We start from the raw sequence: 20,863 nt of genomic DNA on the forward strand, positions 1-20,863 counted from the left end.
AGGGCAAGCGGCACGGAACTTATCTATTGCCGCATAGGGTGCATGCCCCATCCGTATTGACGAGGACGACATGCCTTGCCCAGGTTCGCGTCGCGGCAATGGACCCGCTCACCGCGAGTCAAGAGCTGAGAGGTAAGTACTCGACCTACACTTCCCCTCCGAGCCGGAGAACTACTTCGCGTCACCTCGTGTCACCTCCGTCGTTGATGAGGGTGCCCAAGCGACTGTCCGGCGCTGGGTTGCTACTCACAACCTGATAGAGCACCACAGCACTGACCGGAGGAGGGTCGGCATGCCCATCCTGGAAGATCTCGAGGCCGGTGTCGTCGAGCCGTTCCTGGCGGTGGTGTATCGCGTGGTCGGCGTGCAAGTTCGGCGTCGTCCTGGCGCGTACTGGGAGCATCAGGCTGACCCTGACCTTGACACTGTTGTAACGCACGACTTCGTTGCTGATCGTTGGGAACGGACTGTTGCCGCGGTTCTGGGGCAGGGTGGCGACGACGCGTCGATGGAGCGGCTGTTGCACACAATCGTGGAGCGCTGGCTCATCGACAGATTCCGCGAGACCGAACGCGGGTCGGTGACCAGGACGCTGGTCAAGCACTTGAACGGCCATGACGATTTCGGCAAAGTGCCCGCTGGACACCCCGGCGCTGGCCGGTGGCGGTTGGCTGGCACGCACCAGCCGCCCTGGGCTGGCAGCTTGGAGGAGTTGGTGACCGCGGCATGGACGGTGCGCGCCGCAGCCGTGCGGTGGACGAGCGATACCCGCCGAGCGCCGATCGCCAGGGCCACGGACCTGTCCGCGGTGTTACGGGTCGTGATGGCGACCGCCGCAGGCAGCGTGAGCGAGCAGCAACTCGTCGAGGTCATCGTGCGGCGATTCCCCGCTACCTTGTCCACGCCGACGTCTCCACCAGGCGCGCTGGACGAGGCAGCTGCTCAGGTCGCTGACTCTGATCCGTTGCCCGCCGATATCTGGCAGGCGCGGCAGGATGCCACCACGACCGCAGAGGATGCTGTCGTGGTAGTGCGGCAACTGACGGAGCAAGATCGTCACGTGCTGCGGCTCCTCGCGGACGTCGGGTCGGCGGAGGCGGTAAGGCAGCTGCAGAAGGAATTAGGCTGCGGTCGAAGTCGTGCCTACCAGCACTTGGAGCGGGTGCGCAGCCTTGTGCGAGAACTTACCGGAGCGTTCGACGACGAAGAGCAGGTCGTGTTGGACATGCTGACCGTGTGCCAGGCCGAGGGCGACGTGTCAGGGATGGTGGACGACGGCGGCGATGAGCCGTCGAATACCAGTGAGAGCCTGGCGAACGTGGAAGGGAGGACGTCGTGACGGACTTGCCTCAGTCTCTGCGGTTGCTGGCCAGTTCCCTGAATGTACCGTCAGTGCTCACCACCGACGGCCTTCGTCAGCGTTTCAGCGACCCAGACGGCCTCGACCCGGCGGCGGGGCAGGTGCGTCGTGCCCAGTGGGAGGACAAGTCACTGCTGGTGTTGCTGCTCGGTGCCGCACAGGAGCGGTATTGGCGGGTGGCGCCGGTGTCGATCGACCCGACTGGCGAGGACGAGAACAGTCTCGTACTCGCAGCGCAGCGCAGCGCTTTCTCGGTGGAGGTCACCGTGTGGGCGGGGCTACAGGCTTGTCTGCCGACTGCCGTGCTGAGCCGAGTGGTCGATGTCTGGGAAACCGACGTGACGACGTGGTGCGCCAGCCCGGGAGCGACGGTGCCGGCAGCTGCGCGCCGGGGTCAGTTCGCGATGCCGTATGGACCCGACGCCGAGGTCCGCGCCGATCTGCAGGACATGCTCGAAACCCTGGCTGAGGCTCCTCTCGTTCCTGTCCGTCAGACGACCACGTTCGACGTGGCCGCTGCCGCGACTCGCGTCGGACTGAATGTGCTGGTCGAAGCGCTCGGGCTGGCGATACCAGCCGTGGTGAAGATCGTCAAAGGTAAGGCGGCGGTCACCGAGGACCAGGCGGCGATCCTGGCGCGCCTGTTCGGCGTCGCCGTCGGCGATGTGCTGGCGGCGGTGAACGGGCTACCCGCTGAATTGGCTGTCGAGCTGGAACGACCACGGTGGCGCAGTGTGTGGCAGACCTGGGCGGCGCAGCTACGCCGGGCGGAGGATGCTGTCCGGTTCCAGGTCGGGGCCCGAGTGTTCGCACTCGGTTATCGGCAGACCGGCACAACGGGGACACCGAACTGGGACAGCCGGATAGCGCATTGGCTCGCGGACCACGACGTTAAGGACATGTCTGGTGGCACGTAACCGTTCGTCGGCGGCGGGGCAGGTGCAGGCGATGCTTCGCGCCTTGGACCGGGACCGCCCCGGAGTCCTCGAACGGCTGCGCGTTGACGCGCTGGCCGAACTGTCCGGCTGGCCGGACGTCCAGATCCTGCTCGTCAACGAACAGGCTGGCAGCGGCGGTTGCTCAGTGGCAGGCAGCTACGACGACGAAGCGCAACCACCAGCGCTGTGCGTGGCCCGGTCCGCGTCGCATCGGCGCTGGCAGTTCACGGCCCTGCACGAACTGGGCCACCATCTGCAGATCAACGACATCGAATTGGCCACGACGTTACTCGGCCTCGACGACGACGTGGTGGACGCCGCCTGTGACGGCTTTGCCGCCCGAGTTCTGCTTCCGGACGACGTGGTGGACGGCTGCTTCGCCGCTGGCTCCCCCTCGGCCGGCGACGTCGTGCGCCTGTACGCAGCGTCGACTGCGTCGCGGGCCGCATGCGTGGTTCGGGCAGCCGAACACCTGCGCAGCTCAGGCGCGATCGTGCTCTACGACTCGGCGGGGGTCGTCTCATTCGCGGCCGCCAACGGCGTGTACCCGCCGGCCCGCGGCAGCGACCAGGCGCACACGCCGCTCGTCGCTGCAGCCCTGAAGAGTCCAGGGCGGCCCGACGGGGTGGCCATCACCGTCGACGCCACCACGATCCGGTACCGCACCCACGACAGCGGCCCGCTTTACGGGCAGGCCGCCTGGTGCGACGGGTACCTCGTCGCCGTGCTCGTCGAACACCACGCCCCATGGCAGAAGTTCTCCCCGACCCGCACCGCGGTGACGCCGAGGAGACCGACCTGGTCTGGCTGCGAACTGTGCACCGACACTTTCGAGGTCACCAAAACCACCGAGGTCTGCTCGGGGTGCGGGCAACCACGGTGTCCAGTTGGGCACTGCCGGTGCACCCAGAACCGTGAGCGGCCCTGCGACCGCTGCCATCTCACCTGGGCGATCTCGCGGTTCCCCGGCGGCGGCACAACCTGCGCCGATTGCCTCTGACCGCCTCGATTACCGGCCGCGTGGACGATCTCCGCGATAGGCCGTCATCCAGGAGTGGAGGATCACCGCGGTCCTCCGGGCACCCCCCCGGTGCCGTGCCGCTGCGCTGCAGAGCGCGAGGAAGAGGCCCTCCATGGGACACACCAATGATCAACTGGTGGCGGTTCGCAAGCAGATCGACGCCCACGACACGCCGTTGAAGGAAGCCCGGCTCCGGCTGCAGTTGGTCCGCGACATCGTCGAAGGCTTCACCGGAGCGCTGCGGACCTACCGCAGCGGTTCGCTGGCGCACCACACCATCAACCATCCGGTGACCGACGGCGACGGCGGCCTCGTCCTCGACCGCCGCTGCTATCCGGGGCTCGGCCCGGAGGGCGGCGGTGAACCCCCAACCGAGGTCTGCGCGCAGCTCTGCGCGCTGCTAGGCCCGGAAGTCCGTCGGACCTACCCGCAGGCACGCTGCTCGACCTCGAAGCGCGGGCCGAAACTGACCTTCGGCGCCCCAATCGAGGGCCAGGACCCAACCGTCGACATGGTCGTGGCTCTCACCCGGCGTGACGGCGCCGGCCTCTGGATCCCGAACCTTCACACCAACCGGTGGGAGGCGTCGCACCCAGAGGGCCACGTCGAACTGTTCAACGCCGGCCCCGCCTCGCTGCGGCAGACTCGCCGCAGCGTGATCCGCCTCGCGAAGGCGTGGAACAAGCAGTTCACCGAACCCGGCATGTCGTCGTTCCACCTCTCCACGTTGGCGTGGGAGTTCGTCGAGCCCGGAGTCAGCATGGCCCGCGCCCTGCACGCTCTTTTCGAGCGAGCCGCAACCCGCACCGAACGCGGCCAGGCGACCCCCGACCCGGCCGGAGTGTCGGCCCCCCTGAAACTACTGCTCCCCCGGGCCACGGTAGCCGCCCGGCTACGCAAGGCCGCCAACGCGCTCGCCGACGCCCTCGCCCACGACGACGACCCGGTCGCCGTCCAGGCGGCCCTGCACCGGGTCTTCTGGAAGTACGTCGACGACCCGTACAACAACGGCCTGGCCCAGGCTGCAGCACTGCTGCGGTCCCGGCAACCGGTGTCGACGGCAGCCCTCGGGATCGGCGGGCCGACCGCAGTTATCGCGCCGACCCGCGCGTACGGCGGCCGATGACCCGGCCGGCGTGGCGAGAGCCGGCCTGGTTTGCCCGGCCGGCTCATCGGCTGCCGTTCATCGCCGCCCTGAAGGCCGCCGAGGTCCGGCCGCAGTGTGTCCGAGCGCAGCGTCCGTACCGCGGCGGCCTCGCGGTGCGATGCACGATCACCCCGCCAGGCCTCGGCGCGCGCACCGTGACGATAGTCTTCGGCCAGGGCTCCCCAGAGGTGCCCCGTGTGTTTGTGGACGGCCCCAACGATTCCCCGCACCGCTACGCCGACGGCTCGCTCTGCATGTGGTACCCGTACGACCCGCCCGAACTCCGGTGGCAGCGCTCTGACGGCCCCGTCGTGCTCCTCGGGCACATCGCGGCGCACCTCATCCGTGAACAGTGGTGGCGCCAGACCGGCGAATGGGCTGGTGACGAAGCGCCGCACCGCGCCCCGACGCACCGGCAGGAGAGCCGATGACCAGTCCCACGCCAACCTCGCCACCGATCCTGGAGCAGAGCCCTACTGCGGCGGCATCCGCCTCGGCATCTCTGCCACTGGGCAGCGTGGCAACTTCATCGACGGCGGCGACTGTAAATCCACCCCCGGCGGCTGCAACGAACGCACCGCCCCCCGGGTGGCTGGGCCCAGTACTGGCAGCACTGGTCAGCGCCGCGGTAGCCCTCTGGCTCGCTGCCGCCACCGCCCGTCGCAAGAGCCGGGAGGACGAAAGGTCCCGTCAGCGCGACCTGTTCACCGCCGCGTTCCAGGCGTACGCCGACTACCGCGAAATGCCATACGCCATCCGACGCCGCCGACACGACGAAGCCGCTGCGGAGCGCGTCCGCCTTTCCGAGATCCTCCGCGAGATCCAGGGTCGGCTCACCTACTACGAGACCTGGATCGCCGCTGAATCCGCCACGGTGGGGAACGCGTACACCGCCCTTGTGCTGCAGACGCGTACGGTCGTTGGCGGCGCGATGCGCGAAGCGTGGAATACGCCGGCCATCACCGAGGACAGCGCGATGAACATCCCCTCTACCGTCGTGGACCTGTCCTCACTAGCCGAAGTCCAAAGGGCGTACGTCACCACTTTCCACGCTCACCTTGAGACGTTGCTTCCCTTGTGGAAGCAACTCGGCACCCGGCTGGTCAGCAAGGTTCGGCAGACGTCGTCACCGCCAACGAGTGACCCGGCGTCCAATCCGCCGAGACCCCCATCGTCATGACTACCAGGCCTATGGATCAGATGCTTTCCCTTCGCGGTCGCTGTCAGTAACGGACTTCGGCGGCGGCTCGGGCTGATGGTCGCGACCGTGTCGAGGATGGTAATCCGCGGGTGATCGCATGCTGCTACGGCGGGTGTCACGACGCAGTAGCCTCGGTGGCAGGGGCGTTGGCACTTCGCCCTGAGCGGCACTGATTAAGGCGGTTTTTACGCTGTGTGATGGTGTCGCGTGGTGATCCGGTGGTGATCGGATGTCAGCGACCGCTTCAGCACGGGCGCGACCGCATCAGCACGTTCGAGTGGCGGCAATCGATCAATAAGGCGCTTCAATCATGCACTCGGCCTGGACCTGCGGAAATGTAGAGTCGCCCTGAGCTGCTAATATGTCTTCAGAAACGGCTTTGAGCCCGGAGGCTACAGAGTGCACTCGCGACCACTAGTCATCTGACTACGGATCAGAAGGTTAGGGGTTCGAGTCCCTTCGGGCGCGCTTCACGATCAAGGCCGTGACCTGCGTTTATCGCGGTCACGGCCTTTTCGTTTCCCATTTTCGGGCCGCGTCGTCCCATGATGTGGGGCCTGGGTGTTCGGTGGGTGATCGCGTGTCGATCCATCGTGGAAATGCGCGCCCGGCCATGAACTATCAGCCGATGACTCTGGCTGTTCTCGCCGATCGCCTTTCCCGGGAGACGGACGCGAAGGTGCGGTGGAAGCAGGTGTGGGGGTTCTCCGAGGAGTTCCGTTGGGCTCCCGCCGAGGACCGGCCCCGGGCTGCTTTCGGAGGAGCCGCCGTCCGTCGGCGGCGAGGAGTGGGACGTGCTGGTGGCGGGCGATCGCGGAGCACCTGGCCGTTGCCTGCACCCCTTCCGGCCGCTCCGAGGTAACGGCTGTCCGGGCTGACGACAGGCGTGCTCGACTAGTTGGCCGGCTTGGAGGACTTGGCGAACTGTGCTGCTTTGATGCGTTCGGGCAGGATGCGCTGGCGGATGGCGGCGCGCCAGGTGGCGCGGTCGCCGCCGATGACGTGGTCGCGGCCGGCCATGAGGCCGGCGAAGCCTTTGCGGGCGACGAGTTCGGGGTCGTTCTTCCAGGAGTTGTCGCCGAAGCGGGTGGCGCCCATGCCGGCTCGTTCGTGGAATTCGGTGGCGGTGGCACCGGGTAGCAGTGCGGTGACAGTGACTCCGGTGTCGAGCAGTTCCTGTCGTAGGGATTGGGCGAAGGAGTAGACGAAGGCGCGGGTGGGGCCGTAGATGGTTTCGTACGGCGTCGGTGTGGTCGCTGACAGGGAACTGGTGAACAGGATCCGGCCGGTGCGGCGGGCGGCCATGTCGCGGGCGATCGGTTTGGCGAGCCGGACCTGGGAGATGACGTTGAGCTGGATCTCGGCGAGTTCGTCGTCGAGGTCGGTGTCGATGAAGGCGGCGCCGCCGAGGCTGATGCCGGCGTTGAGCATGGCGATGGCCAATGGTTGCCCGGTGCCGGTGACGGCGGCCCAGACCTGGTCGACACCCTCGGCGGTGCGCAGGTCGGACTGCACCGGGGTGACGGTGACCCCGGTGGTGTCGGCGAGGCGGGTCGCGGAGTCGCGTACCCGGGGCACTGGCGCCGGTGATGATGACGTCGTGGCCGTGCTGGGCGGCTTGCTGGGCGAGGGCGTAGCCGATGCCGGCGGATCCGCCGGTTACCAGTGCCAGGGGTCGTTGAGCGGTCATGAGAAGGATCCTTACCCTTTTCAGGCGGCGCGGTCGGCGCCGTCGTCGCTGGTGCTGGTGTTGAACAAGGGTGCGAGGGCCAGGGCTGCCGCACCGGTGGCGATGGTGTCGGTGCGGTCGGCCGCGAGGGTGACGGTGACGCGTTGCCAGTCCGGTTCGGGCAGCAGGGCGTTGATGGTGGTCGTCACCTCTCGCGTGTACTGCTCCGCGGCGGCGAGCACTACCGGGCCGCCGAGGACGATGTGATCGACGTCGAGCAGGTGGACCAGGTTGGCGGCGGCGACCCCCACCAGCTGTGCCGCGCGGGCCGGGTCGCCGGCGTCGAGGGCGGCTCGGCACAGTGCTTCCAGGCAGCCGCGGTTTCCGCACCGGCAGGGTGGCCCGTTCAGGTCGATGACCTGGTGGCCGAATTCGCCCGCGTTGGTTCGTCGCCCGCGATAGACCCGGCCGCCGAGGACGAGGCCGGCTCCGATGCCTTGGCCGTGGTAGAGGTACGCGAAGGTGGCCGGGGTGTCCGGGCTGGACAGGGTTTCGCCGATCGCGGCGGCGTTGGTGTCCTTGTCCACGGTGACTGGCACACCGAGCCGATCGGCTGCCGCGGCGCCGAGGGCGAAGCCGTCCCAGGCAGGCAGGCCGGTGACCCGGTGCAGGACGCCGGTGGTGTGGTCGAGCGGTCCGGGGCAGGCGATGCCGACACCGACGAGACGGGTGGCATCGGCGATGTCGGCCAGGACGGCCCGTACTTCGCCGCCGATCCGGTCGAGGGTGCCGGACGGGCCGGAGGTCATGCCGTGCGGCACGTGCCGGCGGATCACCTTCCGCGCGGTCAGGTCGGTGAGCACGACGGTCGTGTCGTCACGGTCGAGGTGCACCCCGACGGCGTAGCGGGCGCCGGGATCGAGCCGGAGCAGGGTCCGCGGCTTTCCACCGGTGGAGCCGACGCGGCCGGCCTCGGTGACCAGGCCGTCGGCCAGCAGCCGATTCACGATCTTGGTGATGGCCTGCGCCGTGAGACCGCTCTGCGCCGCGAGCTCGACACGGCTGATGGCGCCGCCGCGTCGCACCAGGTCGAGGACCAGAGCGCTGTTGTGGTCACGGACGTGGGGCAGGGTCGCGCCTGGCATGCGGCCATTCTCTCGCTTCGGTTGCCATAAGTAAACGCTGTTGATTAACTGGGTTCATGAACGAGCCGCTGAGGGTCGGTCTGATCGGTTACGGTCTGGCCGGCTCGACGTTTCACGCCCCCTTCATCAGCACGACCGCCGGTCTGCACCTGAGCGCGGTGGTCACCGCGAATCCGGAACGGCAGGACCAGGCCCGCCGTGACCATCCCGGTGCCGACGTGCTGGAGCGGGTGGAAGACCTCTGGGCCCGCGCCGCGGATCTCGATCTCGTCGTGGTCGCCACCCCCAACCGCAGCCACGTGCCGCTTGCCACGGCCGCCATCGAAGCGGGCCTGGCCGTCGTGGTGGACAAGCCCCTGGCGGCCACCGCCGCCGAAGCAGCCGAACTGGCCCGGCTCGCCGCCGAACGCGGCGTGCCGCTGACGGTCTTCCAGAACCGGCGCTGGGACAGCGACTTCCGCACCGCCCGGCGGCTGGTGACCGACGGCCTGCTCGGCGACGTGCTGCGCTTCGAGTCCCGCTACGAGCGGTGGCGTCCGCAGCTCAAGGCCGGCTGGCGGGAACACGACGACCCGGCCGAGGCCGGTGGCCTGCTCTACGACCTCGGCAGCCACCTGGTCGACCAGGCGCTTCAGCTGCTCGGACCGGTCACGCAGGTCTACGCGGAACTCGACCGGCGGCGGCCCGGGGCACGCGTGGACGACGACGTGTTCGTGGCGTTGCACCACGTCGGCGGTGCCCGGTCGCACCTGTGGATGAGCGCCGTCGCTGCCGAGCCCGGACCACGGCTGCGGCTGCTGGGCGACCGGGGCGCCTTCGTGATCCACGGCATGGACGGCCAGGAGGAGGTCCTGCGCTCTGGCGGGCTGCCGACCGGGCCGGACTGGGGCCGTGAGCCCGCCGAACAGTGGGGCCGGCTGATCGTCGACGGCCACAGCGAGGCGGTGCCCAGCGAGCCCGGCGCGTACCCGGACTTCTACGCCGGCGTCGTCGCGATGCTGCGCCACGGCGCCCCGTCGCCGGTCGACCCGGCCGAGGCGATCGCCGCGCTCACCGTCCTGGAAGCCGCCCGCCGCTCGGCCACCGAACAGCGCGTCGTCATCGTCGGAGGCGCCTGATGACACCCGCCGACCAGTCAGCGCAGGCCGACCTGATCGCCCGGCTCGAAGCCGAACAGCGCGAACTGGTACTCAGCCGCTTCGATCACGATGACGCGTGGCATCTCGGTCAACTCCTGGTCGACCTGGCCCGCGAGCGGCGTTGTTGAGGCGCTACGCCGCTTCGCCGCACGCTGACCGAACAAACGTCGCCGGATTCAACAACGTGTCCGCCGGCGGTCGCGACCATCCGACTGGGCGGCAGGAGTGAGATGCCGGCCATCGGTGGGTTTGCGGGATACGGCGCAGGAGAGAGTGCTCAGAAGGAGCCAGCAGCGGCAGCTGCGCGACATCGCCCGCCGCATCGGCCAACAGGAGCGAGCACGCGCGATGTCGGGTGTTCCACGGCGTCGGGCGTCATGGCGACGACGGGCATGTCACGCGCTACCGTGGACGCCGTGACGAGGACGGCAGCGACCATGGTGGGCCGCAGCGCCCGCCTCGCGCTGCTGCTGGCGACCGCTCTCGGGCTGGCGCTCATGCACACCCTCGGCCACACGGGCGTCCGCGCCGACCCGCACCTCACGGTCAGCGGCATGGGCGCGACGGCGATGGGCACTGCCGTGGAGCAGCCGTGCCCGGACGGGCACTGCGACGGCCACGGCGGACACGGATCCGGAGCATGGAGTGCCTGCTTGGCGATCCTGACCGGCCTCGCCGTGATCGTGGTGCTGCTCTGGCTGCTCACCGCGGTCGGTGGCCGGCGTCTGCTGCCTTTGCCCACGGTGCTGCGGGCGAAGTCCCCGCGAGCGCCACCGGATCACACCACCGGGCTGACGCTCGCATCGGCAGCGGTACTGCGCATATAGCAACGCCACCTCGACGGCGGCCGGTCAGCGGTCGTGTCGAGGTGTTCGCGCGTACCCGACATCCTGCCGAAAGGTCATGACCCGCAATGATGCGTACTTCCCCGTTGCCCGCGACCGGCCTGCTCGCCGGCGCCGCCGTCATCGTCACTCTCGTGCTGGCGGCCTGTGGCGGCAGCGACCACTCGCCGGCCGGCACCGGCATGAACCACGGCGCCACCACGGCCGCGTCGCCGGCGGCCTCGGCGGTCGGCACGTTCAACGACGCCGACGTCGCCTTCGCCCAGGCGATGATCCCGCACCACCAACAGGCCGTGCAGATGGCCGACATGGCAGACGGCCTCGCCGCCGACGCTGAGGTCAAGGCGCTTGCCGCCAAGATCCAGGCGGCCCAACAGCCCGAGATCGACGCCATGACCGCCTGGCTGACCGCCTGGGGCAAACCCGCCCCCGGACCGCACATGAGCACGGGCTCCGCCATGGACCACGGCTCGATGCCCGGCATGATGACCGACGCCGACATGGCCAAGCTCATGGACGCCGAGGGAGCCGCGTTCGACAAGCACTTCCTGACCATGATGATCAGCCACCACGAGGGCGCCATCGAGATGGCTCAGCAGGAGGTGGAGCGGGGCTCCAACCCGGAGGCCAAGACCCTCGCGCAGAAGATCATCACCGATCAGCAGACCGAGATCGCGACGATGAAGACGATCCTCGAACGCCTGTGAGCCCGTGATCTGCCGGGCGGCCAAGGCGTAACAGTCTCGGCCGCCCGGCCGTGTCCCGGTAACCCGCCCCCGAGTGACGCCGCCTTCCGCGATGCTGCACCGCCCGCGTCGCAAGGGCTGCCGGGTTGCCGTCCCCGGACGGCAGGATGGCCTGTCCTGGTCCTGACCTGCGCCTCCGGTCAGCCGTCTGACCGACCGGCGATGGAGAATCGTGAGTATGAGACAGCTCTTCCTCGTCGCTGCCGTGTCGGTGCTGACAATGGCCGGTTGTGCTGACGCCGGCGCGTCCTCGCCCGTCGCTGGACCGGGCGGTGCGACCACAGCTTCGGCGGCTCCGCCGGTGGCTGGGACGCAGCTGCTGGCTCGTTACGGCCTGGAGGGTAAGAGCACTGTGGAGGTCGTCGACCGGCTCGACCGGTTGGACCCGCAGCAGCGCCCGGCCGACCTGAAGGCGTCCGTGCGGGCCGGTGAACTGCTGATCTCCGACGGCGGACAGGAGCACAGCCTGCCCATCCCCGCCGACCGGTTCTACCTGTCGGTCGCCCCGTACCTGCGGCAGACCCATGATTGCTTCTACCACGCGCCCACTGGGTGCAGGGGCGAGCTGGCCGGCAAGCAGGCACACGTCAAGATCGTGAACGATGCCGACGGCACGGTACTGGTGGATGAGTCGCGCACGACCTTCGCCAACGGCTTCGTCGGGTTCTGGTTGCCGCGCGACATCACCGGCATCCTGCAGATCACGTCCGATGGCAAGGCCGCTGAAACCAAGATCAGCACCGGTGAGGACGCTGCGACCTGTCTGACCACGCTACGACTTGCCTGAACACCACGACGGCCACCGCCGCCTGGAGTCAGGGTGTCTGGTTGAGGCCCTGTCGCCAGCTCGGGTGTGCCGGGTGCCGGCCCAGATCGCGCTTGGCCTTGGCGTTCGACCGGGAGGAATCGGGCCGGCGACCACGTATTAGCGGCCTGGCCAGGGCAAACCGTACGAACGGCAATTGTGCCCGGCTGAGAAGTTGATCTACCGTTCGCGCGTGGCGTTTATGCAGGAGCTGACGAACCAGGGACAGGTAGTGGGCGGCCACCTGGCGGGCGGCAGCGTTCTCTCCGACAACGGCGGGCTCACCGTCAACCACCCGCGCAACCCGTTCAAGCGGTTCAAGCTCCGCGCCGACACCGTGCGGGAGTGGGAGGAGCTCTCCGCCAAGGAGGGTGTCGCCGGTGCTGTGGGGCTGGCCGCCGCGGAGGCTGTTCTGCCCGGGCGGTTCGGCAAGGCTCTCGGAGCCGGCCTCGGGGCCGTCATGAAGTCCGGGCACACCGTCCGCGTGGACTGGGCCGACGGCAATCAGTCCATCATCGAGTTGCCGGAGAAGTTGTTCCTGGTCTTCTCCGTGATGCTCAAGAACCACCAGGTGGTGACCGAAGTGCAGGCGCCGCCCTCGGAACCTGTCCCGGCGCAGCCCGGCGTCGCCGATCGGATCCTGGATCTCGCTTCCTCGGTTCTCCAGCGAGGCGTGCCCGCCGCACCAGCCGTGCCCGCGGCACCAGCCATCGCCGCACCCCAGACGGATGTCGTCGAGCAGCTCACGAAGCTTGCCTCGCTCCGCGACGCCGGCATCCTCACGGACGAGGAGTTCGCGGAGAAGAAGGCCAAGCTGCTCGATCGTCTCTGACCATCGACACCCACCAGGGCCTGGGCTGCGACACGCAGCTCGGGCCCTTTGTCGTGTGGAGAAATTTCCGGCCGGCGGTAAATGGATCGGGGCGCTGATGCGTAAGCCGGGTGTGGAACGAGAACGGAAGGACTTCGCGGACTTCTACCAGCGGTCCAGGGACAACTGTCTGCGCGCCGTGCTTGCGGGTACGGGCGATCGCGCGCTGGCCGAGGACCTGGTCGCCGAGGGGTTCGCCCGAGCCTGGTCCTCCTGGTCGAAGGTGAGCCGGCACCCGGCTCCGGCGGCATGGGTGGTGCGCACCGCCCTGAACGTCCGGGTGTCCTGGTGGCGGCGTCGACGGCGTGAAGTCGCCCTCGACGGCCATGACCAGCAGCTCGGCGAGGTGGGCTCGGGAGCGGACGCTTCCCTGCTCGCGGCCGTGCGATCGCTGCCGCGCCGGCAACGCGAGGTGGTGGTCCTGCGGATCTGGCTGGACCTCGACACCCGAACCGTGGCTGACGAACTGGGGATCTCCGCCCCGACGGTAGCCGTCCATCTGTCTCGTGCCATCGCCACCCTGCGGGCGCAGCTGACGCCCGTAGCCAGCCAGGGGAATTGATCATGAACGACGATGAGGTGTTGAACGCCGTGAAGCAGACCCTTTCTGACGTGCAGATGGACCGTCCGGTCGAAGCGATCGAGGAGCGCGGCCGGGCACGCCGCCGCAACCGCAACCTGTTCGGCGCGGTGGCCGGTGGCGGTCTCGCCGCGGTGGCCGCGCTCGCCGTGGCCTTCTCCGGCGGCCAGCCCGGCGCGGCCCCGGTCACCGACCAGCCGCTCGCCGGCGGCGGCACCGCGACTACCGCTCCGGCCATGGAGACGGTCGGCTTCACGCTGGCCAAGGAGACGAACGGCTCGGTGAAGGTCGCCCTGGACCCGAAGAAGCTCCTCGATCCCACCGCTCTGGAGAAGGCGCTGGACAGCGCCGGCATCCCGGCGGTCATCAAGACCGGGGTGCTCTGCGAGCCGGAAGGCAGGGAGTTGCCCGAGTCCGACGAGGTCTTTCACGTGAAGCGGGTCGAGGAAGCCGGGTCCTCCCGGTACGACCTCGTCATCAACACGTCGGCGATGCCCGAGAACAGCGAGGTGCACTTCAGCGTCTTCGCGGTGCACAAGGGCGAGGACTTCAACAAGTTCGGCAAGTACCTGGTGGCGAAGGGCGCCCCGATGAACTGCCGGACGATCGGCTGACCAAGGCTCGCTCATCGAATGCTCATCGGGCCGCAGCACCATCGAACCAGCGGCCCGATGACATTCATGAGGAGAAACGATGGACCTGCGGCTCAGCGGCAAGACGGCATTCATCAGCGGATCGAGCCGGGGCATCGGGTACGCGACAGCGAAGGCCCTGGCCGGCGAGGGCGTCGACGTGATCCTCAACGGCCGTGACGCGGTGAAGCTGGACGAGGCCGTCGCAGCGTTGCGCCGCGAGGTCCCAGGCGCGACCGTCAGCGGCCTGCCCGCCGACTTCGCCGTTGCCGATGACGTCGACCGGCTGTGCGACCAGCTCCCGGACGTCGACATCCTGGTCAACAACGTCGGCCTCTTCGAGCTCAAGCCCTTCGAGCTCATCTCCGACGACGACTGGCGGCTGTACCACGAGGTCAACGTGCTCAGCGGCGTCCGGCTCGCGCGCCGCCTCCTGCCGGCCATGCTCGATCGCGGGTGGGGCCGGATCGTGTTCGTCAGCAGCGAGTCGGGCGTGAACATTCCGGCAAATATGATCCATTACGGTACGTCCAAGACCGCGATGCTCTCGGTCGGCAACGGCCTCGCGAAACTCACCAAGGGCACCGCGGTGACCGTGAACTCGGTCCTGGGCGGCCCGACCTATTCCGACGGCGTCGCCGAGACGGTCAAGGCGCTGGCCGGCGCGCAGTCCCTCCCCGAGGAGCAGATGAAGGCGGCGATCATCGGCACCAACCAGACCTCGCTCCTGGGCCGCTTCATCGACCCGGCCGAGATCGCCAGCGCGGTCGCCTTCCTCACCAGTCCCGTCGCGTCCGCCATCAACGGAACAGCCATGCGCGTCGACGGAGGCGTGCTGACGACGCTGCTCTGAGCGGCTGAAGCGCCAGGCCGCCCTCCCGGTGCGGAGGGCGGCCACGTCAGTTCCCTACTTGGTGAAGGTGAAGTACTTCCAGGCGCCGTAGGTGGTGTAGTTCGCTCTGTCGCCCGAGGTGCCGTGGACGTACGCGGAGCGGACGCGGAACTTGCCGCCGACCTTGTGGGAACCGGTGTACTTGAGGACCGCGGTTCCGTTCGCGGACAGCTTGACCCAGCGCGAGTTGACCGTCCGCCACTTGCCGCCGGACCAGTAGTTGACGATGACCTGTGCCTTGCGGCCGGAGTACGGGGTCATCGTGGTCGTGAACACCGGCGTGGCCTTCTTGCGGAAGACCTGGTAGCCGACCTTGCCGATCTTCTTGGTCCGGTAGTGCTTGGTGACCTTGGTCGAGACAGCGGCCCTGGTGTAGACCGTCGCGGAGACCTCCCGTGCCAGGTAGCCGGCATCCCCGGCGAACTGGGCGGTCACCCTGGTGTTGCGGGTCAGCCGGAGGCTTCCGGTGAGGTTGCCGGCGCTGTCCACCGGGCCGCTCTTGAGCAGGATCCGGCCGGCGCCGGTCGGCTGGGCCCAGATCTGCACGGTCCGGTTGGTGGCGGTGGTGCCGAGGTGCGCGGTGAACGAGACGGTGGTGCCGTAGTTGTAGATGCCGCCGTTCCGGTTCAGGGTCAGCGCGGGGGTCACCGGGACGACCGGCTCGTTCAGCACCCAGAGCCGGAAGACACCGTCGTACTTGGCGACGGCGAAGATCCGGTTGCCGTTCGGCTCCCAGGCGATACCGCGGTCCTGAATACCGCCGCGGGGCAGTTCGCCGTACCCGGGCACCAGCTCGTCCCCCGCCTCGGGCAGGGTGATCGTCTGCGTGGGCGTGGTGCCGCCGGGCGCGAAGACATACACGTCGTGACCGGTTGCCTGGTTCATGACGGAGATCGCGACCCGCCCGTCCGAGGCGACGTCGACTCCGTTGGCCCGGTAGTACGCCGGATAGGTCAGCGCGGTCGACAGATCGCCGACCTTGAGCTGGGACTCGTCGTTGCTGCCGACCCGGATCAGGTGGCCGCCGTCGACGGTGAAGGCGGACTCGGAGGCGGGATTGGCCGGCGTGATCCGAGCCTTCTCCACCTCGCCGCCGGAGGAGACGTCGTAGACGGTGACGGTTCCGAGTCCGACCTCATCCCCGGTCACCACGATCGTGCCCGGGGCCGCCGGAGTGGAATAGATGTATCCCGGTGCGTCGACGAAATCGTCCGTTTCCGAGTACGGGCGGAGGTAGACGGTGGAGTCGGCCGGGTTGACCGACCCGAAGCTGGGCCGGTCGTTCTTCGAGAACGTGAACCACAGCTTGCCACCGGCCTCGACGACGTCATTCGGGTAGACGTCGTCACCGAGCGGGTACCGCTTCGTCTCGGTCAGCGTGTCGGCCGCCAGCGCGATGATCGAGTGCTCGGCGGGGACGTAGAGGGTCTCGCCGACAAGGGTGATCTCGTTGGCCCAGCCCTCGAGTTGCAGCTCGTCGACCACCGTGCCGCTGTAGTCGGTGGCGATGATCTTCTTGGCTGCCGGGTCACTCATGAGGACCCGCTTGTGAAGACCGTCGACGGCCACGTCACCGAACGCGACGAGTGGCAGCGACCGATACGAGTCGGCGGCCAGCGCGGGTCCGGCGGCCGCGCCGACGAAGAGGGATGACGATCCGATCAGAACCGAGGCCGCGAGGGCGGCCCGCGATATGTGCATGTGTTTCCTCAAGATCAAAGTGACTGCGATCAGAGTAGGGTTCGGATCCGGATCGGGCGAGCGCCGGGATAGCGTGACCTCGTGCGGGACGGGCGGATCGGGTTCGGCGTTCTCGGGCCGGTGATCGCCGAGGACGAGCGGCAGCGACCCGTCGCGTTGAAGGGCCCGATGCACCGAGCTGTGCTGGCTCGGTTACTGGTCGCACGCCGGCGCGTCGTTCACGTACACGATCTGGTTGATGATCTTTGGGTGTCGCCGCCGGATGGTGCGGTGTCGGCCGTGCGGACGTTCGTCGCGGCATTGCGCAGGGTGATCGAGCCGGATCGCCTGCCGCGAGCGCCGGCGACGTTGCTGGTCACTCAGGGTCAGGGGTACGCGCTGACGTGCGCGACCGATCAGGTGGACGCCTGGCGGTTCGAGCAGGTCGTGGCCGAGACCGGCACAGCGGATCCGGCAGTGGCGCTGACCCGGTTGGACGAGGCGCTCTCCTGGTGGCGTGGTCCCGCGTACGCCGATTTCCCGGACGCCGCCTGGCCCCGCGCCGACCGCTCCCGTCTCACCGAGCTGCGCCTGCAGGCCGTCGAACGGCGGGCCGAGGCTCGCCTCGAGCTGGGTCGCGCCGCCGAGGCCGTGCCGGAGCTGGACGAGCACGTCACCGCGCATCCCTGGCGTGAGCAGGGGTGGCGTCTGCTGGCACTGGCCCTCTATCGGTGCGGGCGGCAGGGTGACGCGCTCGCCGTGCTGCGCCGGGCCCGTGAGCTGCTGGAGGGCCACCTCGGTGTGGAGCCCGGTCCGGCGCTGCGCACGCTGGAGACCGACATCCTGCGGCAGGAACCGCACCTCGACGCCACCGGACGGGCGGATCCGGCGGGTGACGTGTTGCTGCGGGCCGCATCCGCGTATGACCGGGTGATGCCCGGTGTGCGGCTGGAGTCCGCGGTCGGTCTGCTGCGCAACCTCGCGGTCACCGGACCCGGCGGTCTGCAGGTGGCCCGGGAACAGCGCGCCGCGGCGGTCGCGGCGGCCGAGCAGCTCGGTGACCCGGAGCTGACCGCGCGGGTGATCGGCGCCTACGACGTGCCGGCGATCTGGCCCCGCGCCGACGATCCGGAGCAGGCCGCCGGCATCGTGGCCGCCGCGGAACGGGCCCTCGCGGGACTGCCGGCCGGACATGATTCGGCCCGGGCCCGGTTGCTGACCACGATCGCGCTCGAGTCGCGCGGGACCCGCGATCCCCGGCCGCGCGAGTGCGCCCGGCAGGCCGAGGTGATCGCCCGAGAGATGGACGATCCGGCGCTGCTCGCGTTCGCGCTGAACGGTGTGTTCATGCAGAGCTGCCGCCGTGCCGGGGGCTCGGCTGACCGGGATCGGATCGGTGCCGAACTGGTGGGCCTGGCGGATCGGCACGGCCTGGCCTCGGTGGAGGTGCTCGGCCACCTGATCCGGCTCCAGTCGAGTTGTGCGGTGGCCGCTTTCGATCGTGCCGACCGGCACGCGGAGGCCGCCGACGAGCTGGCCGACCGGTACGAGCGACCCCTGGTCGGCGTGTTCACCCAGTGGTACCGGGCGCTGCGCGCCGACGTTGCGGAACAGGTGCCGGCGGCGTCGGCCGAGCGCTCGTACCGCGCCGCGGCGGCCCGGCTGGATCAGTCGGAGATGCCGGGCATGCGAGACGGCCTGCTGTCCCTGGCCCTGCTCGGCCTGCGCCTGCGCCGTGGCCTGCCTCTCGCCGCCGACGACGCGTGGGGACCTTACGAGCCGTGGGTGCGTCCGCTGCTCGAACCGGGCCGGGTCGCGCTCGAAGGCGTGCCCGATCCGCCCGCCGACCTGCTGGCCGAGGCGATGTGGTGCCTGTTCGGACGGGCCGCTGTCGCCGCCGGCGACCGGGCCGCCATGACACGAGCCAGGCAGGCGCTCGCCCCGGCGGCGGCGGAGTGGGCCGGCGCGGCGAGCGGGGTGCTGACGGTCGGGCCCGTCGCGGATCATCTGGCAGCGCTGGACAGTGCCCTGGGCACAGGCTGACTCACCGGGTGGGCAGCCGGTGCAGCTCGCGCAGCGGGGCCGGTGCCCACCAGTTCCATTCGCCCAGGAGGCTCATCACGGCGGGCAGGAGCAGGCCGCGGACGACCGTGACGTCGAGCAGCAGCGCCACCGCCATCGCGAAACCGATCTCCTTGACCGCGATCAGGTCGCCGAGCAGGAAGCCGAGGAAGACCACGCCGATGCAGAGCGCGGCGGCGGTGACCACCGGCCCGGACTTCTCGATGCCGGCGCGGACGGCCTGGTCGCCGGTGAGGCCGCGGCTGTCCCACTCCTCCTTGATCCGGGCGAGCAGGAACACCTCGTAGTCCATCGAGAGCCCGAACACGAAAACGAACAGCAGCACGGGTGTGGTGACGTCGATCGCGCCCCACGAGTCGAAACCGAACAGCGCGTCGCCCACACCCCACTGGAAGACCACGACCAGCGCGCCGAGCGTGGCGAGCAGGGTGAGCGCGTTCATCAGCAGCGCCTTGACCGGTATCACCAGCGAGCCGGTCAGCACGAACAGCAGCACCGCGGTGGACAGCAGCACGACCAGCAGGGCGACGGGAAACCGGCCGGCCACCGAGTCCCGGTAGTCGACGAGTTCCGCGGCGGCGCCACCGACGAGCACCGGGAACGGCGGGTCCAGCGCGCGGATAGCGCGTACGGCGTCGCGTGACTGCCGGCCGGCGGTCTCGCCCTCCGGCGTGACGTCGACGACGGCGGCCGCCGCGGTGATGTCGGGGCGCGGCTCCACGCGCAGCACGCCGTCCAGCGTGTTGAGCGCGTTCATGTAGTCCCGGACCGCGGCGCCGGCCGGATCGGTATCGATGATCACGACGATGGGGTCAGCCTGGCCGCTGTCGAAGTCGCGCTGCACCGTCTCGTGCAGCCTGCGGGCCTCGGCTGAGGCGGGCAGCGCGCGGGCGTCGGAGTTCTCCAGGTTGACCGCGAACAGGAACGGCGTCGACAGCACGAGCAGGCCGGCGGTGACGGTGAGCGCGACCGGCCCCGGCTTGCTCTGCGCGTACGCGGCGAGCCGCACCATCAGACCCGGGCCGCGCCGGGCGCGAGGCCTCGGGATGCGGCGGTGCGCCACGGCGATGAGCGCGGGCACGGCGGTCAGGCCGGCCACGGTGGCGAGCAGCACCGAGACCGCGCCGCCGAGCGCCATCGCGCCGAGCAGCGGCTCGGCGAACGCGGACAGGCCGAACATCGCCGCGGCGACGGCGAGCCCGGAGATGAGTACGGTGCGGCCCGCGGTCGCGACGGTGCGCGCGAGCAGTTCCGGAACCGGGGCACCGGGGTCGGCCTCGCGCTCCTCCCGGAACCGGGCGATCACCAGCAGCGCGTAGTCGACGGCGAGCCCGATACCGAGCAGGGTGACCACGTTGACGGTGAACTGGCTGACCTCGGTGAGCGCGGTCAGCCCGAACAGGCCGAGCAGCGTCACCGACACCGTGGCCAGCGCGGCGGCGAGCGGGATCGCGCCGGCCACGAAGCCACCGAGAATCAGCACGAGCACGACCAGCAGGGCGACGATCGCGACCGACTCGCCGAGGGCCGCGTCGGCGAGGGCCTGGTCCTCGAACGCGCGCTCCGCGAGCTTCTCGCCGCTGACCAGCACCTCGGGAGCGTCGATGCGGTGCAGCGCGGCGGCGACCGCGTCCTCGACCTGCTCGCGTCGCTCGTCCGGAAGGCCCTGCGCCAGCTCGACGCGGATCAGCGAGCTGCGGGTGTCGGCGCCGATCCGGCCGCCCGCTGAGCCGTACAGATCCTCGACCTCGGTGACGCCGTCCATCTTGCGGATCTCGCCGGCGATCGCCGTGACGTCGGTGACCAGCGCCGGGTCGTACACGTCCCGCCCGCCCACGACGGCGACGAGCACCGGGCCCTCGGGCTGCAACTGGTCGGCCCGCTGGTCCGCGAGCTGTGACTGGGCATCCGGCCGCAGGCTGTCGGTGGTGGTGAGCCGGTCGAAGACCTGGCCTCCCAGAACCAGCCCGGCGACGATCAGGACGAGCCAGGCGCCGAGCAGCGGCCACCGCCGGCGGGCACACCAGCGGCCGAGTTCAGCCAACATCACCGGGACATGCAAGCACCATCGTGAGTGGACCGCCATACCGCGTACGGGCAGTCGAAAACG

The 20,863-nt window shown here is 69.4% G+C and carries 20 protein-coding genes and 1 tRNA gene; 17 read left to right on the forward strand and 4 right to left on the reverse strand.

The genetic code is table 11. From position 1 onward, the window contains the following. The first annotated feature begins 292 nt into the window (after nt 1-292). The 7 genes from AB0M02_RS31160 (at nt 293) to AB0M02_RS31190 (ending at nt 6,135) form a co-directional block, all read left to right on the forward strand. Entirely contained in the window at nt 293-1,339 is a 1,047-nt protein-coding gene (locus tag AB0M02_RS31160) for a hypothetical protein (protein ID WP_364233231.1), read from the forward strand. 53 nt (nt 1,340-1,392) lie between these two features. Then, nucleotides 1,393-2,277, forward strand: a complete 885-nt coding sequence (locus AB0M02_RS31165; protein WP_364233234.1) for a hypothetical protein — start codon at nt 1,393-1,395, stop codon at nt 2,275-2,277. Nucleotides 2,278-2,320: 43 nt separating this feature from the next. After that, on the forward strand, nt 2,321-3,298 hold the full coding sequence (locus tag AB0M02_RS31170) for an ImmA/IrrE family metallo-endopeptidase (protein WP_364233237.1): 978 nt from the start codon (nt 2,321-2,323) through the stop codon (nt 3,296-3,298). A gap of 157 nt (nt 3,299-3,455) precedes the next feature. Beyond that, nucleotides 3,456-4,445 carry a hypothetical protein gene (locus AB0M02_RS31175; RefSeq protein ID WP_364233239.1) on the forward strand — a complete coding sequence of 330 codons (990 nt, stop codon included), beginning with the start codon at nt 3,456-3,458 and terminating at the stop codon, nt 4,443-4,445. Nucleotides 4,446-4,663: 218 nt separating this feature from the next. After that, the gene (locus tag AB0M02_RS31180; protein ID WP_364233240.1) at nt 4,664-4,897 is read left to right on the forward strand and encodes a hypothetical protein; all 234 of its coding nucleotides are present in this window, start codon (nt 4,664-4,666) and stop codon (nt 4,895-4,897) included. After that, on the forward strand, nt 4,894-5,646 hold the full coding sequence (locus AB0M02_RS31185; protein ID WP_364233242.1) for a hypothetical protein: 753 nt from the start codon (nt 4,894-4,896) through the stop codon (nt 5,644-5,646). The genes AB0M02_RS31180 and AB0M02_RS31185 overlap by 4 nt, the downstream gene beginning before the upstream one ends. Nucleotides 5,647-6,050: 404 nt before the next feature. After that, nucleotides 6,051-6,135: transfer RNA gene (locus AB0M02_RS31190), tRNA-Arg, on the forward strand. 426 nt (nt 6,136-6,561) lie between these two features. Here the strand turns inward: AB0M02_RS31190 and AB0M02_RS31195 are convergent. Then, entirely contained in the window at nt 6,562-7,245 is a 684-nt protein-coding gene (locus AB0M02_RS31195; RefSeq protein WP_364233244.1) for an SDR family NAD(P)-dependent oxidoreductase, read from the reverse strand. Nucleotides 7,246-7,377: 132 nt separating this feature from the next. After that, a complete protein-coding gene (locus AB0M02_RS31200) occupies nt 7,378-8,481 on the reverse strand; it encodes an ROK family transcriptional regulator (RefSeq protein WP_364233245.1) in 1,104 nt (367 codons plus the stop codon). A 56-nt stretch (nt 8,482-8,537) separates the two neighbouring features. Between AB0M02_RS31200 and AB0M02_RS31205 the strand changes: the two genes are divergently transcribed. From AB0M02_RS31205 to AB0M02_RS31245, 9 genes are all read left to right on the forward strand, one after another. Further along, nucleotides 8,538-9,599, forward strand: a complete 1,062-nt coding sequence (locus AB0M02_RS31205) for a Gfo/Idh/MocA family oxidoreductase (RefSeq protein WP_364233247.1) — start codon at nt 8,538-8,540, stop codon at nt 9,597-9,599. Then, nucleotides 9,599-9,748, forward strand: a complete 150-nt coding sequence (locus AB0M02_RS31210; protein WP_364233248.1) for a hypothetical protein — start codon at nt 9,599-9,601, stop codon at nt 9,746-9,748. The genes AB0M02_RS31205 and AB0M02_RS31210 overlap by 1 nt, the downstream gene beginning before the upstream one ends. A 288-nt stretch (nt 9,749-10,036) precedes the next feature. Then, nucleotides 10,037-10,447: a DUF6153 family protein gene (locus AB0M02_RS31215; protein WP_364233251.1), complete on the forward strand. Its 411-nt coding sequence runs from the start codon at nt 10,037-10,039 to the stop codon at nt 10,445-10,447. Nucleotides 10,448-10,533: 86 nt separating this feature from the next. Continuing rightward, the gene (locus tag AB0M02_RS31220) at nt 10,534-11,172 is read left to right on the forward strand and encodes a DUF305 domain-containing protein (protein WP_364233253.1); all 639 of its coding nucleotides are present in this window, start codon (nt 10,534-10,536) and stop codon (nt 11,170-11,172) included. Between the two features lie 391 nt (nt 11,173-11,563). Continuing rightward, entirely contained in the window at nt 11,564-11,998 is a 435-nt protein-coding gene (locus AB0M02_RS31225) for a CueP family metal-binding protein (protein WP_364233255.1), read from the forward strand. Nucleotides 11,999-12,218: 220 nt separating this feature from the next. Beyond that, the gene (locus tag AB0M02_RS31230; RefSeq protein ID WP_364233322.1) at nt 12,219-12,848 is read left to right on the forward strand and encodes an SHOCT domain-containing protein; all 630 of its coding nucleotides are present in this window, start codon (nt 12,219-12,221) and stop codon (nt 12,846-12,848) included. Between the two features lie 97 nt (nt 12,849-12,945). After that, entirely contained in the window at nt 12,946-13,449 is a 504-nt protein-coding gene (locus tag AB0M02_RS31235) for a sigma-70 family RNA polymerase sigma factor (protein ID WP_364233258.1), read from the forward strand. A 2-nt stretch (nt 13,450-13,451) separates the two neighbouring features. After that, the gene (locus AB0M02_RS31240; RefSeq protein ID WP_364233261.1) at nt 13,452-14,081 is read left to right on the forward strand and encodes a hypothetical protein; all 630 of its coding nucleotides are present in this window, start codon (nt 13,452-13,454) and stop codon (nt 14,079-14,081) included. Between the two features lie 79 nt (nt 14,082-14,160). Then, nucleotides 14,161-14,952, forward strand: coding sequence for an SDR family oxidoreductase (locus tag AB0M02_RS31245; RefSeq protein ID WP_364233263.1), 792 nt, complete (start codon nt 14,161-14,163; stop codon nt 14,950-14,952). Between the two features lie 54 nt (nt 14,953-15,006). Here the strand turns inward: AB0M02_RS31245 and AB0M02_RS31250 are convergent, their stop codons facing one another. Continuing rightward, nucleotides 15,007-16,692 carry a hypothetical protein gene (locus tag AB0M02_RS31250; protein ID WP_364233265.1) on the reverse strand — a complete coding sequence of 562 codons (1,686 nt, stop codon included), beginning with the start codon at nt 16,690-16,692 and terminating at the stop codon, nt 15,007-15,009. Nucleotides 16,693-16,773: 81 nt separating this feature from the next. Between AB0M02_RS31250 and AB0M02_RS31255 the strand changes: the two genes are divergently transcribed. Then, entirely contained in the window at nt 16,774-18,714 is a 1,941-nt protein-coding gene (locus AB0M02_RS31255; RefSeq protein ID WP_364233267.1) for an AfsR/SARP family transcriptional regulator, read from the forward strand. Between the two features lies 1 nt (nt 18,715). Here the strand turns inward: AB0M02_RS31255 and AB0M02_RS31260 are convergent, their stop codons facing one another. Continuing rightward, a complete protein-coding gene (locus tag AB0M02_RS31260) occupies nt 18,716-20,800 on the reverse strand; it encodes an MMPL family transporter (protein WP_364233325.1) in 2,085 nt (694 codons plus the stop codon). Nucleotides 20,801-20,863: the final 63 nt, after the last annotated feature.

Origin of the sequence: Actinoplanes sp. NPDC051861, assembly GCF_040681145.1 — a bacterium.
Lineage (GTDB): Bacteria > Actinomycetota > Actinomycetes > Mycobacteriales > Micromonosporaceae > Actinoplanes.